This is a genomic window from Pacificimonas sp. ICDLI1SI03 (assembly GCF_054740865.1).
Genome location: NZ_JBSQAU010000002.1, coordinates 590682 through 608892, shown reverse-complemented (window position 1 = coordinate 608892; position 18211 = coordinate 590682). Strand labels below are relative to the sequence as shown.

14 protein-coding genes are annotated in these 18211 nt (G+C 61.5%); 7 read left to right on the top strand and 7 right to left on the bottom strand.

The window, feature by feature from the left end:
• Positions 1 to 310 precede the first annotated feature (310 nt).
• Positions 311 to 2608, top strand: a complete 2298-nt coding sequence (locus tag ACSMXM_RS14860) for an NADP-dependent malic enzyme (protein ID WP_460317182.1) — start codon at positions 311 to 313, stop codon at positions 2606 to 2608.
• Positions 2609 to 2735: 127 nt separating this feature from the next.
• A complete protein-coding gene (locus ACSMXM_RS14855; RefSeq protein WP_460317181.1) occupies positions 2736 to 3518 on the top strand; it encodes an alpha/beta hydrolase in 783 nt (260 codons plus the stop codon).
• A 4-nt stretch (positions 3519 to 3522) separates the two neighbouring features.
• On the opposite strand, the gene ACSMXM_RS14850 is transcribed toward ACSMXM_RS14855, so the two are convergent.
• Together ACSMXM_RS14850 and ACSMXM_RS14845 are read right to left on the bottom strand one after the other, a co-directional pair.
• Positions 3523 to 4308, bottom strand: a complete 786-nt coding sequence (locus ACSMXM_RS14850) for an enoyl-CoA hydratase-related protein (RefSeq protein WP_460317180.1) — start codon at positions 4306 to 4308, stop codon at positions 3523 to 3525.
• A 21-nt stretch (positions 4309 to 4329) separates the two neighbouring features.
• A complete protein-coding gene (locus ACSMXM_RS14845; RefSeq protein WP_460317179.1) occupies positions 4330 to 5148 on the bottom strand; it encodes an HpcH/HpaI aldolase/citrate lyase family protein in 819 nt (272 codons plus the stop codon).
• A 174-nt stretch (positions 5149 to 5322) separates the two neighbouring features.
• On the opposite strand from ACSMXM_RS14845, the gene ACSMXM_RS14840 reads away from it, so the two are divergent.
• Positions 5323 to 6300 carry an NAD(P)H-dependent flavin oxidoreductase gene (locus ACSMXM_RS14840; RefSeq protein ID WP_460317178.1) on the top strand — a complete coding sequence of 326 codons (978 nt, stop codon included), beginning with the start codon at positions 5323 to 5325 and terminating at the stop codon, positions 6298 to 6300.
• A 105-nt stretch (positions 6301 to 6405) separates the two neighbouring features.
• Here the strand turns inward: ACSMXM_RS14840 and ACSMXM_RS14835 are convergent, their stop codons facing one another.
• From ACSMXM_RS14835 to ACSMXM_RS14820, 4 genes are all read right to left on the bottom strand, one after another.
• Entirely contained in the window at positions 6406 to 7182 is a 777-nt protein-coding gene (locus tag ACSMXM_RS14835) for an enoyl-CoA hydratase-related protein (protein ID WP_460317177.1), read from the bottom strand.
• A 38-nt stretch (positions 7183 to 7220) separates the two neighbouring features.
• The gene (locus ACSMXM_RS14830) at positions 7221 to 8363 is read right to left on the bottom strand and encodes an acyl-CoA dehydrogenase family protein (protein WP_460317175.1); all 1143 of its coding nucleotides are present in this window, start codon (positions 8361 to 8363) and stop codon (positions 7221 to 7223) included.
• A 102-nt stretch (positions 8364 to 8465) separates the two neighbouring features.
• The gene (locus ACSMXM_RS14825) at positions 8466 to 9965 is read right to left on the bottom strand and encodes a CoA-acylating methylmalonate-semialdehyde dehydrogenase (RefSeq protein WP_460317174.1); all 1500 of its coding nucleotides are present in this window, start codon (positions 9963 to 9965) and stop codon (positions 8466 to 8468) included.
• A 200-nt stretch (positions 9966 to 10165) separates the two neighbouring features.
• A complete protein-coding gene (locus tag ACSMXM_RS14820; RefSeq protein WP_460317173.1) occupies positions 10166 to 10636 on the bottom strand; it encodes a DoxX family protein in 471 nt (156 codons plus the stop codon).
• Positions 10637 to 10776: 140 nt separating this feature from the next.
• Here ACSMXM_RS14820 and ACSMXM_RS14815 point away from each other — a divergent pair, with 140 nt between their 5' ends.
• The 4 genes from ACSMXM_RS14815 to ACSMXM_RS14800 all read left to right on the top strand — a co-directional run bounded on the left by ACSMXM_RS14815 (position 10777) and on the right by ACSMXM_RS14800 (position 16119).
• Entirely contained in the window at positions 10777 to 12429 is a 1653-nt protein-coding gene (locus tag ACSMXM_RS14815) for an EAL domain-containing protein (RefSeq protein ID WP_460317171.1), read from the top strand.
• A gap of 230 nt (positions 12430 to 12659) precedes the next feature.
• Positions 12660 to 13085, top strand: coding sequence for a hypothetical protein (locus ACSMXM_RS14810; protein ID WP_460317169.1), 426 nt, complete (start codon positions 12660 to 12662; stop codon positions 13083 to 13085).
• Between the two features lie 196 nt (positions 13086 to 13281).
• Positions 13282 to 15693, top strand: coding sequence for a tetratricopeptide repeat-containing sensor histidine kinase (locus ACSMXM_RS14805; RefSeq protein WP_460317167.1), 2412 nt, complete (start codon positions 13282 to 13284; stop codon positions 15691 to 15693).
• A gap of 45 nt (positions 15694 to 15738) precedes the next feature.
• Entirely contained in the window at positions 15739 to 16119 is a 381-nt protein-coding gene (locus ACSMXM_RS14800; RefSeq protein ID WP_460317165.1) for a response regulator, read from the top strand.
• A gap of 127 nt (positions 16120 to 16246) precedes the next feature.
• On the opposite strand, the gene ftsH is transcribed toward ACSMXM_RS14800, so the two are convergent.
• On the bottom strand, positions 16247 to 18208 hold the full coding sequence (gene ftsH / locus ACSMXM_RS14795; RefSeq protein ID WP_460317164.1) for an ATP-dependent zinc metalloprotease FtsH: 1962 nt from the start codon (positions 18206 to 18208) through the stop codon (positions 16247 to 16249).
• Between the last annotated feature and the right edge of the window lie 3 nt (positions 18209 to 18211).

Here is an 18211-nt window from a genome sequence, read left to right as displayed (position 1 = left end):
CAACCTGCACCTTATCGGCAAGCACCGGCAACTAGCTCGCTCCGCCGCCAATGCGTCCTTCCCTAATAGGATCTCATCGGCGACACTGGCCATATGAGACACTCTTCGACCGGTTATGACCCGATTTTGATCCCCCCTCATACCACGGGGGCGTCAGTCCGCTTATGCTCCAAAAAACCCAATGTTTTCTCGCGCGCGCGCGCACGGGCGCGCGCTGTGTGTGCGGTTTGTCCGGTTCGGACATGTGCGCTTGCCCCATGCGCGGCGTTCCGCCATGGCGTTCGCGAATGATTAGCATGAAGGCGCGAGCATGACCGAGAAGAAGGATACGGGCGGCAAGCCCGCAGACATTGGCGGATCGTCGGTGAAGTTTTCCGATTCCGAGGCGCTGCGTTTTCACTCGCATCCGCGCCCCGGGAAGATCGAGATCGTCGCGTCGAAGCCCATGGCGACACAGCGCGACCTCAGCTTGGCCTATTCGCCCGGCGTTGCCGTTCCCGTGCAGGCCATCGCTGACGATCCGCAGGCGGCGTATGATTATACCGCGAAAGGCAATCTGGTGGCGGTCATCTCGAACGGAACGGCCATTCTGGGGATGGGCAATCTGGGGGCGCTCGCCTCAAAGCCGGTGATGGAGGGGAAGGCCGTCCTCTTCAAACGCTTTGCCGACGTCGATTCGATCGACATCGAACTCGATACCGAGGATGTCGACGCCTTTTGCAATGCCGTAAAGCTGATGGAGCCCAGCTTTGGCGGCATCAACCTTGAGGATATCGGCAGCCCCGAATGTTTCGAGATCGAGGCGCGGCTGCGCGACGAGATGAACATTCCCGTCATGCACGACGACCAGCATGGCACCGCGATCATTTCCGCCGCCGGCCTGCTGAACGCGCTGGAACTGACGAAGCGCAAGCTTGAGGAGATCAAGATCGTCGTTAACGGCGCCGGTGCCGCCGCCATCGCCTGTGCGGAACTGTTCATCGCCATGGGCGTCGACCGGCAGAATGTGCGCATGTGCGACAGGGAGGGGGTCATCCACCGGGGACGCACCGGCCTGGGACAGATGAAGTCGGCCTATGCGATCGAAACCGACGAACGTTCCCTGCGCGACGCGCTGAAGGATGCCGATGTGTTCGTCGGCCTTTCGGTCGGCGGCGCGGTCCAACAGGACGACATATTGCTGATGGCGGATCAGCCGGTCATCTTCGCCATGGCCAATCCCATCCCCGAAATCCTGCCGGAACTGGTGCGAGAGGTGCGCCCCGATGCGATCATCGCCACCGGGCGTTCGGATTATCCGAACCAGGTCAACAATGTCCTCGGCTTTCCCTACATCTTCCGCGGGGCACTCGATGTGCGCGCCACCACGATCAACGAGGAAATGAAGATCGCCGCTGCGCGTGCGCTCGCCAATCTGGCGAAGGAGGCGGTGCCGGATGAGGTGGCCGCCGCCTATGGCAAGCAATTGTCCTTTGGCCCGGATTACATCATCCCCGCCCCCTTCGATCCGCGGCTGATCGAGGCCGTGCCCTTTGCCGTTGCAAAGGCCGCCATGGATTCCGGCGTCGCGCAGCGTCCCATCATCGATGAGGAGGCGTACCGCGTCGAGCTGCGCTCGCGACTGAATCCCACCACCGCCGTCCTCGAACAAAGCTTCAACGCCGCGCGCGCCGCGCCGAAGCGCATCGTCTTTGCCGAGGGTGAGGAGGAGGTCGTGCTGCGCGCGGCGCTGACCATCAAGTCGCAGGGCTATGGCACCCCCGTTCTCGTCGGCCGCACGGAAAAGGTACACGAACGGCTGAAGGCACTCGGCATCGACGATCCCGACATGTTCGAAATCCAGAATAGCCGCGTCAGCCCGCTCGTCCCCGGCATGGTCGAACATCTTTATCGCCGGCAACAGCGCAATGGCGCGCTGCACCGCGATATTCAGCGCTACGTCAATCAGGACCGCAACATATTCGGCGCGCTGCTGGTCGCGCTGGGCCATGGCGACGTGCTGGTAACGGGCGTGACGCGCCATTTTACCCAGGCGCTGAACCAGGTCAGCCAGGTCATCGACCCCAGCCCGAAACATTCGCCCTTCGGCATTCACGTCGTCGTGGGGCGGCATGAAACCTACATGATCGCCGATACGACGGTGACCGAACGCCCCAATGCGGAGCAACTGGCCGACTATGCGGAACAGACGGCGGCCGTGACGCGCCGCATGGGTCGCACGCCCCGCGTCGCCTTTCTCAGCTATTCCAATTTCGGCAATCCGCCGGGTGAGATCATCGACGAGGTGCGCGAGGCGGTAAAGCTGCTCGACCAGCGCCGCGTCGGCTTCGAATATGAGGGGGAAATGTCCGCCGACGTCGCGCTGAACCCGGACATGGCCACGCTCTATCCGTTCAGCCGCCTGACCGGCCCCGCCAATGTCCTCATCATGCCGGGCCTGCACAGCGCCAACATATCCGCCAAATTGCTGAAGGAGCTGGGCGGCGGCCGCGTTTTCGGCCCCCTGCTGATGGGCATGGCCCGACCGGTACAGATCGTCCCCATGACATCGGGCGCGACCGACATCGTCACCATGGCCGTCCTAGCGGCCAGCGGCGTCACGGACTGAGCCCCACCGCCCCGCGCCGTCGCGAACTCGCCGCACGATCTCGACAGGGGCAGGCGGGACTGGCAGGGTCGGGCCATCGTCCTGTCCCGAAATGGGGCGATGGTACTGGTTCAGGGTAGAGATCAAGATGACGAAACCGCCGCTTTTCTTCGTTCATGGCATGTGGGCAACGCCGAAGATGTGGGACGAAATGGCCGCGCATTTCCGCGCCCGGGGCCACGTCGTGCACACCCCCGCGCTCCCCTTTCACGAACGCGACGCGCAAGGCCCCATCCCCGACCCGCTGCTCGCCAGCGTCAGCATCGGCGACTATGTCGACTCGCTCGTCGCAGCGGCCCGCGATGTGGGGGAGGCGCCGGTCATCATCGGCCACTCGATGGGCGGGATGCTGGCGCAACGACTGGCGGAGGAAATCGGCGCCCGCGGCCTCGTCCTGCTGTCGCCTGCCCCGACCGCCTCCACAAGTCGCATCGCCCTGGCGCCGCTGCGGACGACCTTTGGCGTTACGAAAAATGTGCGCGGCAAATGGTGGAAATCCCCGACGCTCATCGACGAAGAACATGCGCGCTGGGGTATTTTCAACGAGGTGCCGGAGGATGATATTCGCCAGGCGCTGGAAGAAATGGTGTGGGATTCGGGCCGCGTTCTCTATCAGATATCCATGCCGTTCACGGATCAGGCGAAGGGCTCCGCCGTCGAATATGACCGCCTGGGCATGCCCGCGCTCGTCATGGTCGGCGACCGCGACCGCATTACCCCCGTCGCCATCGCTCGTGCGACCGCCCGCTCCTTGCGCGGAGAGGTCGACTATGTCGAACTGGACGGCGTCGGCCACTGGCTCTTTCACCAGCCGGTCGCCGATAAGGTCATGCAGCGGATGGAGGAATTCCTGACCCGCTTCGACGGCTGAGCGATCAGGAGAAGCTGGGTTTCCGCTTTTCCTGGATCGCCATCACCGCCTCTAGATGGTCGGGGGATTTTTGCAGCACCCCCTGCAACAGCGCGGCATGTTCCAGATTGGCATCCAGCGCGGTGGCGCGCGCATCCAGCATCAGCCGCTTCGCCTTTCGCAGCGCGGCCGGCGGCTGCGCCGCGATGGTGGCGGCGATCTGACCCGCCCGGTCCAACAGCTCGCCGTCCGGCACCACTTCCGTAACGAGACCCCAATCCAAGGCCTTTTTTGCGCCCACCGCCTCGGACGTCAGCAACATATGCATGGCGCGGGGCAGGCCGATCGTCCTGGGCAACAGCCACGCACCGCCATCGCCGGGAATCAGGCCGACCCGGACAAAGCTTTCGGCGAAACTGGCGCTTTCGCCGCAGATCCTGATGTCGCACATCGTCGCCAGGTCGCATCCCGCGCCGATGGCATGGCCATTGACCGCCGCGATGATGGGAACGTTCAGCCGTTCAAAGGTCTGCGGGATGCGCTGAATACCTGTGCGGTACCATTCGGCGATCTCCAGCGCGCTGTTCTCTTCGCTGATCTTGCGGATCTCATTCAGATTGCCGCCAGCGGAAAAGCCCTTCCCCGCCCCGGTCAGCACCACGCAGGAAACGGCATCATCCTCATCCGCCCGCTGCAGCGCCTCGATCAGAGCAGGTACGACGTCATCCGACAGCGCATTGCGCGTTTCCGGCCGGTTCAGTGTGATATGGGCAATTCGGTCGGCATTTTCGTAAAGTACGGCGTCGGTCATGATGCTCTCCGTCAGATCTCTTTAGTCGGCCAGGCGCACGATCCGCTCCGCTTCGGAAAGGTGCAGGCGTTCGGTCATCCTGCCATCCACCTTCAGGACGCCTGCCCCCGGCTCTGCGGCAAAGGCGGCGATCACGGCACGGGCATGGGCAAGCTCCTCCCCGGTGGGCGAAAAGGCGCGGGTGGCGGCTTCGATCTGACTGGGGTGGATCAGCGTCTTGCCGTCGAATCCCAATGCCGCACCCTCGGCGCATTCCGCAGCCAGCCCTTCCCCGTCGGCAATATCGTTCCAGACGCCGTCGAGCGCGGTCTTGCCCTCCGCACGGGCGGCAAGGACGATCAGTTGCAGCGCAGTCTGGAACGCGGCGCGACCCGGCGCGATCCTCGCCCGCATTTCCTTGGCCAGATCGTTAATCCCCACCACGAGCGTTTCCACGCGGGTCGCGGCGATTTCCGCAAGGTTCTGAATGGCGCGCGGCGTCTCGATCATCGCCCAGACCGGCGTAGTGCCGCACATGGCATCGGCGATCTGAAACCCGCTTTCCACCTTCGGCAGCAGGATGGCATCGGGGCGGGCCTCCGTCGCGGCGGCAATGTCCTCAGCACCCCAGGGCGTGTCGAGCCCGTTGACGCGAATGACGATCTCGCACTTTCCGTAATCGCCGGCGTACACGGCCTCTGTCACCATGTCGCGTGCCACCGCCTTCTGATCGGGCGCCACCGCATCCTCCAGATCGAAGATCAGCACATCGGCATCCAGTGTCTTTGCCTTTTCAAGGGCGCGGGCATTCGATCCCGGCATATAAAGCGCGGATCGTCTCTTGCGGTATTCGGGCTTCATTACGCTGACCTTTTCGGGGGGCTGTTGGTTGGCTGCGGCCTCTCTAAAGCGGGGCAGGAAGTATCGGCAAGGGACTGTGGCCGGCTCGCGGGCTTCCCTCGCCGCTATTGACTGCTAATCCTGTCACCCACCGCCGTACGAACCCCGTACGAACATGGTTCAGAAGGGCTATTCATGAAGACGCGCATTACAGAGCTGTTCGGCATCCAGCATCCGATCATTCAGGGCGGCATGCACTATGTCGGCTTTGCGGAACTGGCCGCCGCCGTGTCCAATGCAGGTGGACTGGGTATCATCACCGCGCTGACGCAGGGATCGCCGGAGGCGTTGGCGAAGGAGATCGCACGCTGCCGCGAAATGACGGACAAGCCGTTCGGCGTGAACCTGACCTTCCTGCCCGCCTTCAGCGAGCCGCCCTATCCGGAATATATCGACGCGATCATATCGGGCGGCATCACGGCGGTCGAAACGGCGGGCCGCAACCCCGAGGAGCACCTGCCCCGGCTGAAAGAGGCCGGCATCAAGGTCATTCACAAATGCACCTCTGTCCGTCATTCGCTGAAGGCGCAGTCGATCGGTTGCGACGCGGTGTCGGTCGACGGGTTCGAATGCGGCGGCCATCCCGGCGAGGACGACGTGCCGAACATGATCCTTCTGCCGCGCGCGGCGGACGAACTGGACATCCCCTTCGTCGCATCCGGTGGCCAGGCCGATGCACGATCTCTGGTCGCCAGCCTCGCCTTGGGCGCGGAGGGGATCAATATGGGCACCCGCTTCATCGCCACGAAGGAAGCGCCGGTGCACGAAAACGTGAAGCAGGCGATCCTGGCGGCCAGCGAACTCGATACACGGCTCGTCATGCGGCCGCTTCGCAATACGGAGCGCGTGCTGCAAAATGACAGCGTCGACGAAATCCTCGCGATCGAACGCGAAAAGGGCGCCGACCTCAAGATCACCGACATTCTGGAGCAAGTGGCGGGCGTCTATCCCGCAATCATGAAGGAAGGCCGGATGGATGCTGGTGCATGGAGTTGCGGCATGGTGGCGGGCCTAGTCTACGACATTCCCACCGTCGGCGAACTGATCGACCGCATCATGAAAGACGCAGACACGATCATCCGCAAGCGGCTGGAGGGGCTGCTGGCGGAATAAAGGGCAGGCAAACCTGCCCGTTATTCCGCGCACGCGGGAGCGGGGAGCAGGGGTGTTAGACTGGAAGGGCACAAGAAATGCCCCTCCCGGCAAAGCCGCTGAAGACTAGCGGCCCTTGAACTCGCCCTTCCGCTTTTCGGCGAACGCCGTCATTCCCTCTTTCTGGTCCTCGGTGCCGAACAAACCGTGGAAGACGCGGCGCTCATAATTGATGCCTTGGGCCAGCGTCATTTCATAGGCGACATTGACCGCTTCCTTTGCGGCGATGGCGGCCAGCGGCGGCATGGCCGCAATCGCGTCCGCCATTTTCATTGCCTCGGCCACCAGGTCCTCTGCCGGAACGATTTTCGCGACCAGGCCGGAGGCTTCCGCCTCTTCGGCCTTCATGTTGCGGCCGGTCAGGATCATTTCCATCGCCTTGGCCTTGCCGATCGCGTGGGTCAGCCTCTGCGACCCGCCCATCCCGGGGATCACGCCCAACTTGATTTCCGGCTGTCCAAAGACGGCACTGTCGGCGGCGATCAGGATGTCGGACATCATCGCGACCTCACATCCGCCGCCCAGCGCATAGCCCGCCACTGCGGCGATCCACGGCTTGCGGGTGCGGGTAACGTCCTCCCAGCCTGAGAAATAGTTGGAGCCGTACATCTCGCCGAATGACTGGCTGGCCATTTCCTTGATATCGGCGCCCGCCGCGAATGCCTTTTCGTTGCCCGTAAGGACGAGGCACCGCTGGCTGTCATCAGCATCATAAGCGCGGAAAGCGTTCGTCAGATCGGCAAGGACGGCGCTCGACAGCGCGTTCAGAGCCTTGGGCCGGTCAAAAGTGATCAGCGTGACGGCGCCCTGTTGTTCGACCTTGATGGTTTCGTAGGTGCTCATGATTTCTCCCGCATGGCGAAAAGGTGGAGGGTACGCCGCTATTGCCGCAGCAGATCGCGGCCGACGATCATACGCATGACCTGGTTCGTGCCCTCCAGAATGGAGTGCACCCGCAGATCGCGCCAGAAACGTTCGATGGGATAATCCTGCAGATAGCCATAGCCACCGAACAATTGCAGGGCGTCGTTGACGATCTTCGAGCCATTATCGGTTGCCAGGCGCTTTGCCATGGCGGCGAACCGCGTCTTGTCAGGGGCGTTCTCGGTAACTTTTGCCGCCGCCATGTAAAGCAGCGCGCGCGACGCCTGCAGGTCGGTTTCCATGTCGGCCAGCATGAACTGCGTATTTTGGAAATCGGCGATTGGCTGTCCGAATTGGTGACGTTCCTTGGTATAGGCGACGGCCTCGTCCAGACAGCGTTGTGCACCGCCGAGGGAACAGGCCCCGATATTCAGGCGCCCGCCATCGAGGCCCATCATGGCGATGCGGAATCCCTCGCCCTCGGCACCGATGCGGTTCTCGACGGGAACGCGGACATCCTCGAACGTCACCATGCGCGTCGGCTGTGAATGCCAGCCGAGCTTCTTTTCATTCGCGCCAAAGGAGACGCCGGGCATGTCCTTTTCAACGACAAGGCAGCTGATGCCCTTCGGCCCGGCCTCGCCCGTGCGGACCATGCAGACATAAACCTCGTTCTCGCCGGCGCCGGAAATGAACTGCTTTGAACCGTTCAGCACATAATGGTCGCCGTCCAGCTTTGCCGTCGTCTTCAGGGCGGCGGCGTCCGAACCCGATCCGGGTTCCGTCAGGCAATAGCTGGCGATGCGGTCGCAGATGACCAGGTCGGGCAGATATTTCGCCTTCACCTCTGCGCCGCCAAAACGATCGATCATCCATGACGCCATATTGTGAATAGAGATGAACGCACTGGTCGAGGGGCAGCCATAGGCCATCGCCTCCATGATCAGCGCCGATTCCAGCCGCCCGAGGCCAATCCCGCCCGAATCCTCGCTGACATAGATCGCGCCGAATCCCAGCTCCGCCGCCTCCTTCACCACATCGCGGGGGAAAATATGCTTCTCGTCCCATTCGGCGGCATGAGGGGTGATCCGATCGGCAGTAAATTTCTGCGCCATCTCCTGGATGGCGCGCTGATCGTCGGTCAGGTCGAACTGGGTCATGGCGAAGATCCTATCATGGCTTCGGCGTCCGCCTCCACCCGCCATTCGGACGGGCGGGCGGGGCGGGCGATTATCTCATCCGGGTCTGGGCGGGCGTACCGCTCACCCCATGGTCGGGATGACGAAGACGTTTTCGTCCCCGACGCCCGAGCCGTCCGGCCAACGCTGCGTTACGGTCTTCAGCTTGGTCCAGAAGCGGACGCCCTCCATGCCGTGCTGGCCGTGATCGCCAAAGGCGCTGCGCTTCCAACCGCCAAAGCTGTGATAGGCGACCGGTACAGGGATCGGCACGTTGATGCCGACCATGCCCACATCGACGCGCTGCGCGAATTCGCGGGCCGCATGGCCGTTGCGCGTAAATATCGCGACGCCATTGCCATATTGATGCTTTGAGGGGAGGGCGAGCGCCTCCTCGAACGATTCGGCGCGGACAATCTGCAGGACGGGACCGAAGATCTCTTCCTTATAGCTTTGCATCTCTGGCCTCACATGATCGAACAGGCTGGGCCCCATGAAGAAGCCCTTTTCGTGGCCCTGCATGGAAAAGCCCCGGCCGTCGACGACCAGTTCGGCCCCCTCGTCGACACCGGTCTTGATCCAGTTCTCGACGCGCGTGCGGTGTTCCGCCGTAACGACCGGGCCATAATCGGCATCCGGGTCGTTCGAAACGCCGACGCGCAGCTTCTCGATGGCGGGCAGCATCGCCTCGCGCAGTTCGTTGGCGGTCTGTTCGCCCACCGGCACCACGACCGGCAGGGCCATGCAGCGTTCGCCGGCGCTGCCAAAGGCGGCGCCGGACAGATCGTTGACCACCTGATCAAGGTCGGCATCCGGCAGAACGATGCCGTGGTTCTTGGCGCCGCCCATGGCCTGCACGCGCTTGCCGTTCTCGACGCCGCGCTTGTAGACATAATGCGCGATGTCGCTGGACCCGACAAAGCTGACGCCGGAAATATCGGGGTGGTCAAGGATGGCGTCGACCATTTCCTTGTCGCCATTCACCACCTGCAAAATACCCTCCGGCGCGCCGGCCTCCAGGAACAGTTCGGCAAGCCGCATGGGAACGCTGGGGTCGCGCTCGGACGGCTTGATGATCATGGCATTGCCGACCGCGACGCTGACGCCGAACATCCACATCGGGATCATGGCGGGAAAGTTGAACGGCGTGATGCCCGCGCCGATGCCGAGCGGCTGACGCATCGAATACACGTCGATTCCCGGCCCTGCACCCTGGGTATATTCGCCCTTCAGGACGTGGGGGATACCGCAGGCGAATTCGATCACGTCCAGGCCGCGCTGCACGTCGCCGCGCGCATCGGCAACAACCTTGCCATGTTCGGAGGACAAGAGCTCGGCGAGCTCATCCATGCGGCTTTCGACAAGGCGCTTATATTCGAACATGATGCGCGCCCGTTTTTGCGGGTTCGTCGCCGCCCAGGCCGGCTGCGCCGCTTTGGCGAGCTCAACGGCGCGATCGAGGTCCGCAGGGGTCCCGAGTTCGACCTGCGCCTGCACCTCTCCTGTCGAGGGATTGAAGATGTCTTTCTTGCGCGTTCCGCCGGATACGCGGCCGCCGCCGATCAAATGCTCAACAATTCGCATATTATACCTCCGTGAAATAATCGTTCATGCAAGAATCAGATAAGAAGTCAACAAACGGAGTCTCCTGGGTGCGGACTCGTCCTGTTCGCCGGGGAAAATGCCACGCCCGGGTCAGCGTACGGCCCCTCATACCAGCGGCTAATGACAAGGCAAAATAGAAGCCGCGAGCGCGAAAGAGGCACACGACGCTGCTGGGCAGGTCAGCGGCTGTGCAAATTGGTATCCATTGCCCACGCCTTTCTGCGCAGTGGCCAATCGACGATGTTCCCCGCGAACAGGGCCCACCAGACAAAGACCGGCTGGAACAGCAGGCGCGGCCCGTGATATTCCCAGCCCAATTGCGTGCCGCCAATCGAAATGCCGTCGAGCGCGTGCTTTATGTTCGCAGGGTAGACGGCGACGGCATAGGTGGCCAGCATCCATCCGGCGACGCGACGCAGCCGCGGTGTCATCATCATCAACGCGCCCGCTATTTCCCAGATTCCCGTCACAAGAATAACCTGTCGCGGGAACGGCACCCAACCGGGCATGATCGGCAAGAATGTGCCGGGGTCGCGAATATGGGCAGTGCCGACAAACAGATAAATTGCGATCAGCGTCCAGCGCAGGATCGTGCGAAGAATGGGGCGGGTCGGCTGCATGTCGATGTACAATTCATCGCAGAATTCCACCTGACCTGCCAGCCGTGCCGGGCTGATGCGACCATGGCGCCTCTGCAGTCACCAAGCAGTTCACTAGCTCCCCCCGACATTTTTGGGAGGGAAACAGGCTCTACCAATCATTAACTAACGCCGGGGTATCGGGAGTCGGGATGGCCCAGTCTCCGCCCCTTCCGCGCGGGAAACTAGCGTTTCCGCTGGCGCTCAACGCATCCACGGTCGTGGCGGCAATGGGCGGCGCCTCAACCATGACGATGGGTCTGGCTGTTGCTGCCGGACTGGCGCTGCTTTGGGCATCTCATAGTTCGAGAACCCGCAGCCTTGGCTGGAACCCGGCACCATTGCTGGGACACAGGCTGCATTATCAGGCGTGGCTGGATGCCAGGAACGGCGCGCTGGCCGCCATCGACATTGTCGGGGACGGCGAGGCGGCGGCATCACCGGCCGCGCTTCTGACACGCGCACTTGCCGAAGGCTTGCCAAGCGATTCGCTTATGATCGGTGTACCGGTTTCCGCGGCGCAGCTGCGCGATACAAAGGCGATCGCCACCTGGCTGGAGGAGATGGAGGGCATTGCGGACCGCGTCAGCCTGCTTATTCCGGCTTTCGCAGCCACCCGTCGCGCCCAATGCCGCAAATCACTAGCGCTGATCCGCAATGCCGGGGTCGCGATCCGCTTTACCGGAAGGGGACGCAGGCGGCATGGCGACAACGTTATGCTGGCAGGCACCATGGCGCAGGACCGGCTGATCGTGGAAACCGAGGCGGCTCATCGCGGCGGCGGCCATGTATATGTAGGTGGCATCTCGACAAATGGCGCAGAACAAATGGCGCTGCAGGCCGGCTGTGACTTTGTATCCGGGTCTTATTATTTCCCCGTTATGAACGCGCAGCAGCTTGGTGCCATGCTGCCTGCGTCGCTCAGGCACTCAGCCGCACCGGAACAGCCGAACCGTCGCAAGCCTGTCGGCGGAGTGCTGATCAGCCGCGAAGACCGCCGCCTGATGAATGATCTGCGCGCCGGCTTCGATAATGGCGAGGTGTCGCTGCACTATCAGCCAAAGATGAAATGCCGCACCAATGAAGTTGACAGTGCAGAAGCTCTGATCAGGTGGCAGCATCCAGAACGCGGCGCCGTAGGGCCGGCGCACTTTATTCCGTTGTCCGAACGCAATGGCGACATCGTAGACCTGACATGGTGGACGCTTGAGCGCGCGGCAACGGATCAGAAAAACTTGATCGAACAGGGTATTCCGCTCGACATCAGCATCAATATTTCCGCCGGGCTAATCTCTGATCCTAATTTCATTTCAGAGGCAATTCGTCGCCTGGAAAGGCGGGCCGGTACGATCGCATTCGAAATCACCGAGACAGCGATCATCGACGACCCAACGGCTGCACTCGCTGGGCTCGCCCGCCTCGTGGAAGCGGGCATCGACCTCAGCATCGATGATTATGGCGCCGGCATGTCATCCCTCACCTACTTGAAGCGGGTACCGGCAAAAGAACTGAAGATAGACCGACTGTTCAGTGCCGAGCTTACCAAGAGCCACAATGACCCTATGCTTATGCGATCCTCGATAGATCTTGCGCATGGCCTTGGCATGGAAGTCACCGCAGAAGGAATAGAAACGCAGGCTGCACTCGCACTTCTGCGGGTCATGGGCTGTGACAGGGTACAGGGTTATCTGACTGGAAAACCCATGCCGCTGGCCGAATTCGCGCACTATGTTCGCAATCGCGAACATCTAACCGCGCTCGATGCTGCGCCTCTAGGATTCCGGCCCGCCGCCAACTTTTGGTAGCGCGCCGACGGCGCCTGCGAATCGCTTCCTGATTCGCTCCGAATTTAACCATTTTTAGCGCGCGATTCTCTGAATCGAAAACTCTGCGGCGGCCACAATTTGCGTGACCGTACCAGAAACAACTTCCGCTTCAACATCTTGCCGCACGTAAAGAGTTGCGAAGAACGCCCTTGCATTTCTTGCCGTTAACAGGTTAAAAAACTATTAACCACAACGGGAGCCTTCTCATCATGCGTAGTGTAAAGTATTTTGCCGCCCTCGCCGCCACCGCCCTCATGGCAACTGGCGCTGCTGCTTACGGCGACATCATTCCACTGAACGCTAAGGGCTATGGTGACATCATCCCGCTGACCGCTGAAGGTTACGGCGACATCATCCCCCTGACCGCCGAAGGTTATGGCGACATCATCCCGCTGACCGCCGAAGGTTATGGCGACATCATCCCGCTGACCGCCGAAGGTTATGGCGACATCATCCCGCTGACCGCCGAAGGTTACGGCGACATCATCCCCCTGACCGCCGAAGGTTATGGCGACATCATCCCGCTGACCGCCGAAGGTTACGGCGACATCATCCCGCTGACCGCCGAAGGTTATGGCGACATCATTCCGCTGACGGCTGAAGGTTATGGCGACATCATCCCGCTCAACGCGTAACGCTTTATTTGTTTTGAACGGCTAAGGGCACTTCGGTGCCCTTTTTCGTTTCTGCCTTTAAAGTTTTTCCCTCCCTGAAGGGCGGAGCGGATCTATGATTTGCGGGAGGGGATTATTTCCTCGTTATAACCAGAACCTGCTGAGGGGCGGTATATCCTTCAGGGCCCTTGGGCTGTGCTTGGTCCTTGCTGTCCTCATGCTGACCTTCCCCGCTTCCGCACGAGCACAGTCGCCAAGCGAACTGGAAGCGCAGCTGGATACGCTCTCCGACCAGGTTCGGCTTGATCCTGGCAATGTGCAGGTACGGATCGAGCGGCTAAAGCCGCAACTGAACATGATCGATGACGCGGCCACCCGCGAATATCTCTTGGGCATTGCAGAACGCGTTGAAGGTACTGCGCTCGTTTCACTGAACAGAAACAGCGAAGCGGAGCCGCTCTTGCTTTCTGCACGCAGCCGATTGCAACGCCTGTCCGCCGATGATGACCAGACAGGCCAGGCGCTTCTTGCGCTTGCAGTGTTACGCTACCGGCAGTCGAAAATGGAGGAGGCCCTCCCACTTGCGTTGAGGGCGCATGACATATTGCGGGATGCCGGCGACGAGCGGGCTCAGGCGAATGCGCTTCTTCTGATCGGCGGCCTTTATCGCGACGCGCGCGATTATGAACGGACCCTGCGATATTATCGCGACGCCGACGAGGCATTCAGTGGCGATCCCATGATGCGGCTGGCGGCGGCGAACAACCGTGCGCTGGTCTTTCGCGAAACGAAGCAGACCGAAGAGGCGATCACGGAATTTCGTCAGGCCCTCTCCATTGCGCAGGGCCTTGGTAACGAGCTCCTGCAGTCGCGGATCCTGACCAATATTGCGGCCACTTATGCAGAAGCGGGCGATCTGGAAGCGGCAAAGCGGGAAGCCCTTCGCGCAGATGCGCTGACCAACAGACCGGAAAATGCCGGCTGGCGACCCTTTGTGATCGGTACGGAGGCGCAAATTCTGGCAAAGGAGGGTCGCTACAAGGAGGCAGCGGCGGCGCTCGATGCGGTTTTCCGGGATCGTGATATCGCAAACACTGAGGCGGCGTTTCGGGATTTCCACGCGATCGCCAGTGAGGTCTATAGTCAAACAGGCCGCCCGCGGGACGCGTTCATACATTTGCAGGCGCTAAAGCGTCTGGACGACCTGGCGGCGCAAATCTCTGCGTCTGCCAATAATGCCATTCTTGCCGCTCAATTCGATTTCGCCGGACAGGAAGTGCGAATTGCAAATCTGCGCAATCAGCAACTGGAATCGCAGGTCGAGCGAGAACGCGAACGGGCCATCGTCAGTCGGAACACCGCCTTCGGAGTCGTCCTGGGCGCCGCCATCATCATCACGCTTACGCTCTTTGCCCTTTATAACGTTCGCAGACGTCGCGAGGAAGTTAGCCGGATCAACGAAACGCTGAAGGAAACCAACGCCGATCTGACAAAGGCGTTGAATGCCAAGAGCGAATTTCTTGCCACCACCAGCCACGAAATCCGCACACCGCTCAACGGCGTTCTCGGTATGACGCAGATCATGCTGGCCGACCGCAAACTGGATCCGATGGTGCGCGAGCGGGTCGAACTGGTGCATGGCGCGGGCAATACCATGAAGGCGATCGTCGACGACATTCTGGACGTCGCGAAAATGGAAACCGGCACGGTCGCACTACGAAGCGAGCCGTTCAACTTGCGCTCCGCCCTGTCCGAGGTTGCTCGGATTTTCGAGGATACGGCACGCAGCAAAGGCCTCGACTGGCGCGTCGACCTGAACGATTGCCCGGAAAAGGCAATTGGCGACGAACAGAGGGTCCGCCAGATCGTGCTCAACCTGATCTCCAATGGCGTGAAATTTACCAATGAAGGGCATATCCGCCTTCATGCCGCGCCATCGGCGGATGACCCTGACGTGCTGCACATCTGCGTCAGCGATACCGGGATCGGCATTCCAGAGGATCAGCAGGCATCCGTATTTTCCCCGTTCCATCAGGTCGACAGTACGCGCACCCGCGCATTTTCGGGCACCGGCCTTGGCCTCACCATCTGCCGCGAACTCGTTAACGCCATGTCGGGGGAATTGAACCTGCAAAGTCAGGAGGGAGAGGGAAGCCGCTTCGACCTGCTGCTGCCGCTTTCATTGCAAGAGGCAAACCCTTCTGGCGCGAAGGAGGCCTCGGCACCGGGCACCGATCCGAAGCAAAGGGCGGTGCTATACGCCCCCAACGCGCTCGTCGAAATGATCGCCACCCGCGCACTTGGCACGCAGGCGGGTAGGCTTACCATCGAACAGGACTTCGATACTGCGCTAAATACTGCGAAGGAAACCTCGACCCTTTTGCTGGCATTCGGGACGACCGGAACCTTGGAACAAATCGCAGCGTTGCAGCGTTTGCACGCTGATTACCCCAACATTGCAATAGCGGCGGCAGGATGGCCGAAGGACGCGACGACCACTCCAGAAGAGCTTTGCGGTGCCTATGTCACGGAAGTTCCAGCAATGGCCAAGCTGGTGGAGAAGCTGAAGGCACCGGGTTTCAGCGCCGAACCGATTGCGGAACTATCAACGCCGGTAAATTCGAATTAACCAATTCCGTGCAAGAAGGGGGCACCGGACCACGCAAGGAACCCGATGCGCGTATTGTTCATAGAAGATGACGAGCTGAATCGACGCATTGTCGAGGACATGCTGCATGTTGGGGGCGCGGAAATGGTCGGCGCGGAGGATGCTGCGGCGGGCCTCCTTCGTTTCGATCAGGAGAATTTCGATATCGTCCTCGTCGATTTGCGCATGCCGGGCATTGACGGGTTTGAAACGATCCGACGAATCCGTGCCCGGGACGACGCCAAGGCATCGCTACCGATCGTAGTGGTAACTGCGGACACCGGCACGACGATCAGGGAAGATTGCCTGCAATGCGGTGCCGACGCGGTGCTGCTGAAGCCTGTCGCAATGCGCGAACTGTTCGAAACCATCGCCGACATCGTCGTCACCAAAGCTGCAAGTGACTGACAAACCGCAAAAGCGGTGACGTCGGCGTAACCCTATATACTGCGGCTACCGAAATAATTGGATGTCCGTGCCGCATATATGGCGCGGTCGGATCCGCCATAAAGCGGACCCGACCGCCTGCTAGTTCTTAGGCGCCCTCGGGCAGAGCGCCGCCCGCCTCGCGCCCGCCTCGGCTGGCGCGATTACCCGATTTTGGGATTGCGCTGGCGCCGGTGGCGTTGCCGACGGTGCGCGGCTTCAGCCCGTCGGAACGGTCCAAATCCTCACCCTTCAGCACCCGGTCGATCTCTTCGCCGGACAAGGTTTCATACTCCATCAGCGCGCCTGCCAGCAGGTGCAGCTGGTCCTCATGACCCTTCAGCACCTCGTTCGCGCGGCGCAGGCCCCGTTCGACGATGGCCTTTACCTCGGCATCGATCAGCTGCGCCGTCGCCTCCGACACATTCTTCGTCTGCGACAATTGCTGACCCAGGAACACTTCCTGCTGATTCTCCGTCAGCATGACGGGCCCGACCTTGTCGGACATGCCCCATTGGGTCACCATGTTGCGGGCAAGATCGGTCGCATATTGAATATCCCCCGACGCACCGGAGGAGACCTTGTCATAGCCGAAGATGATCTCTTCGGCGACACGTCCGCCCATGGCGACGGCAAGGTTCGCATGCATCTTGTCACGGTGATAGCTGTATTCGTCCCGTTCCGGCAGGCGCATCACCATACCCAGTGCGCGACCGCGCGGGATGATCGTGGCCTTGTGAATGGGGTCGGACGCCGGCTCGTGCAGACTGACGAGCGCATGGCCGGCCTCGTGATAGGCCGTCATTTTCTTTTCGTCGTCGGTCATCACCATCGACTTGCGTTCGGAGCCCATCATGACCTTGTCCTTGGCCGCCTCGAACTGGGCCATGCCGACCAGGCGCTTGCCTTCACGCGCCGCCAGCAGCGCCGCCTCGTTCACGAGGTTGGCAAGATCGGCACCCGAAAATCCGGGCGTCCCGCGGGCAATGACCCGCGCCACGACGTCAGGGGCCAGCGGCACCTTCTTCATGTGCACTTCCAGGATCTTCTCACGGCCTTCGATGTCCGGACGCGGCACGACAACCTGACGGTCGAACCGGCCCGGCCGCAACAGGGCGGGGTCCAGCACGTCGGGGCGGTTTGTCGCCGCGACGATGATGATGCCCTCATTGGCGTCGAAGCCGTCCATTTCGACCAGAAGCTGGTTCAGCGTCTGCTCACGCTCATCATTGCCACCGCCAAGGCCCGCACCGCGCGAACGACCGACGGCATCGATTTCGTCGATGAAGATAATGCAGGGCGCGGATTTCTTCGCCTGTTCGAACATATCGCGCACGCGCGACGCGCCGACACCGACGAACATCTCAACGAAATCAGAGCCGGATATGGAGAAGAACGGAACTTCAGCTTCGCCCGCGATCGCGCGCGCCAGCAGCGTCTTGCCGGTACCCGGCGAGCCGACCAGCAGCGCGCCCTTCGGGATCTTGCCGCCAAGACGGGCGAATTTTGACGGGTCCTTCAGGAAATCGACGATCTCCTGCAATTCCTCGCGCGCCTCATCGATACCGGCGACGTCGTCAAAGGTCACACGGCCGGATTTCTCCGTCAGCATCTTGGCCCGCGACTTGCCAAAACCCATGGCGCCCTTGCCCGCGCCGTTCTGCATCTGGCGCATGAAGAAGATCCAGATGCCGATCAGCAGCAGCATGGGCAGCATGTTGATCAGGATCGCGCCAAGCAGGCTGCGTCCCTCTGCCGGCTGCGCATTGAACGTCACACCCTTCGATTCCAGGCGCGCGACAAGGCCGGGGTCGTCCGGGGCATAGGTGACGAATTGCTGACCATTGGTCATGGCACCCGACAATTCCTGTCCCTGAATTTCCACCTGCTCTACGGCGCCATCCTCCACCTTCTGAAGGAAGTCGGAATAGGCGATCACGCTCTGGTCGCTGCGGGCGCCGCCGCCGGAGAACATCGACACCGCGACGATCAGGCCGAGGACGATCACAGCCCAGATGGCGAGATTCTTCGCCCAGGGGGTCTGCGGCTTCTTTTCCTTATTGTCGCTCATGTG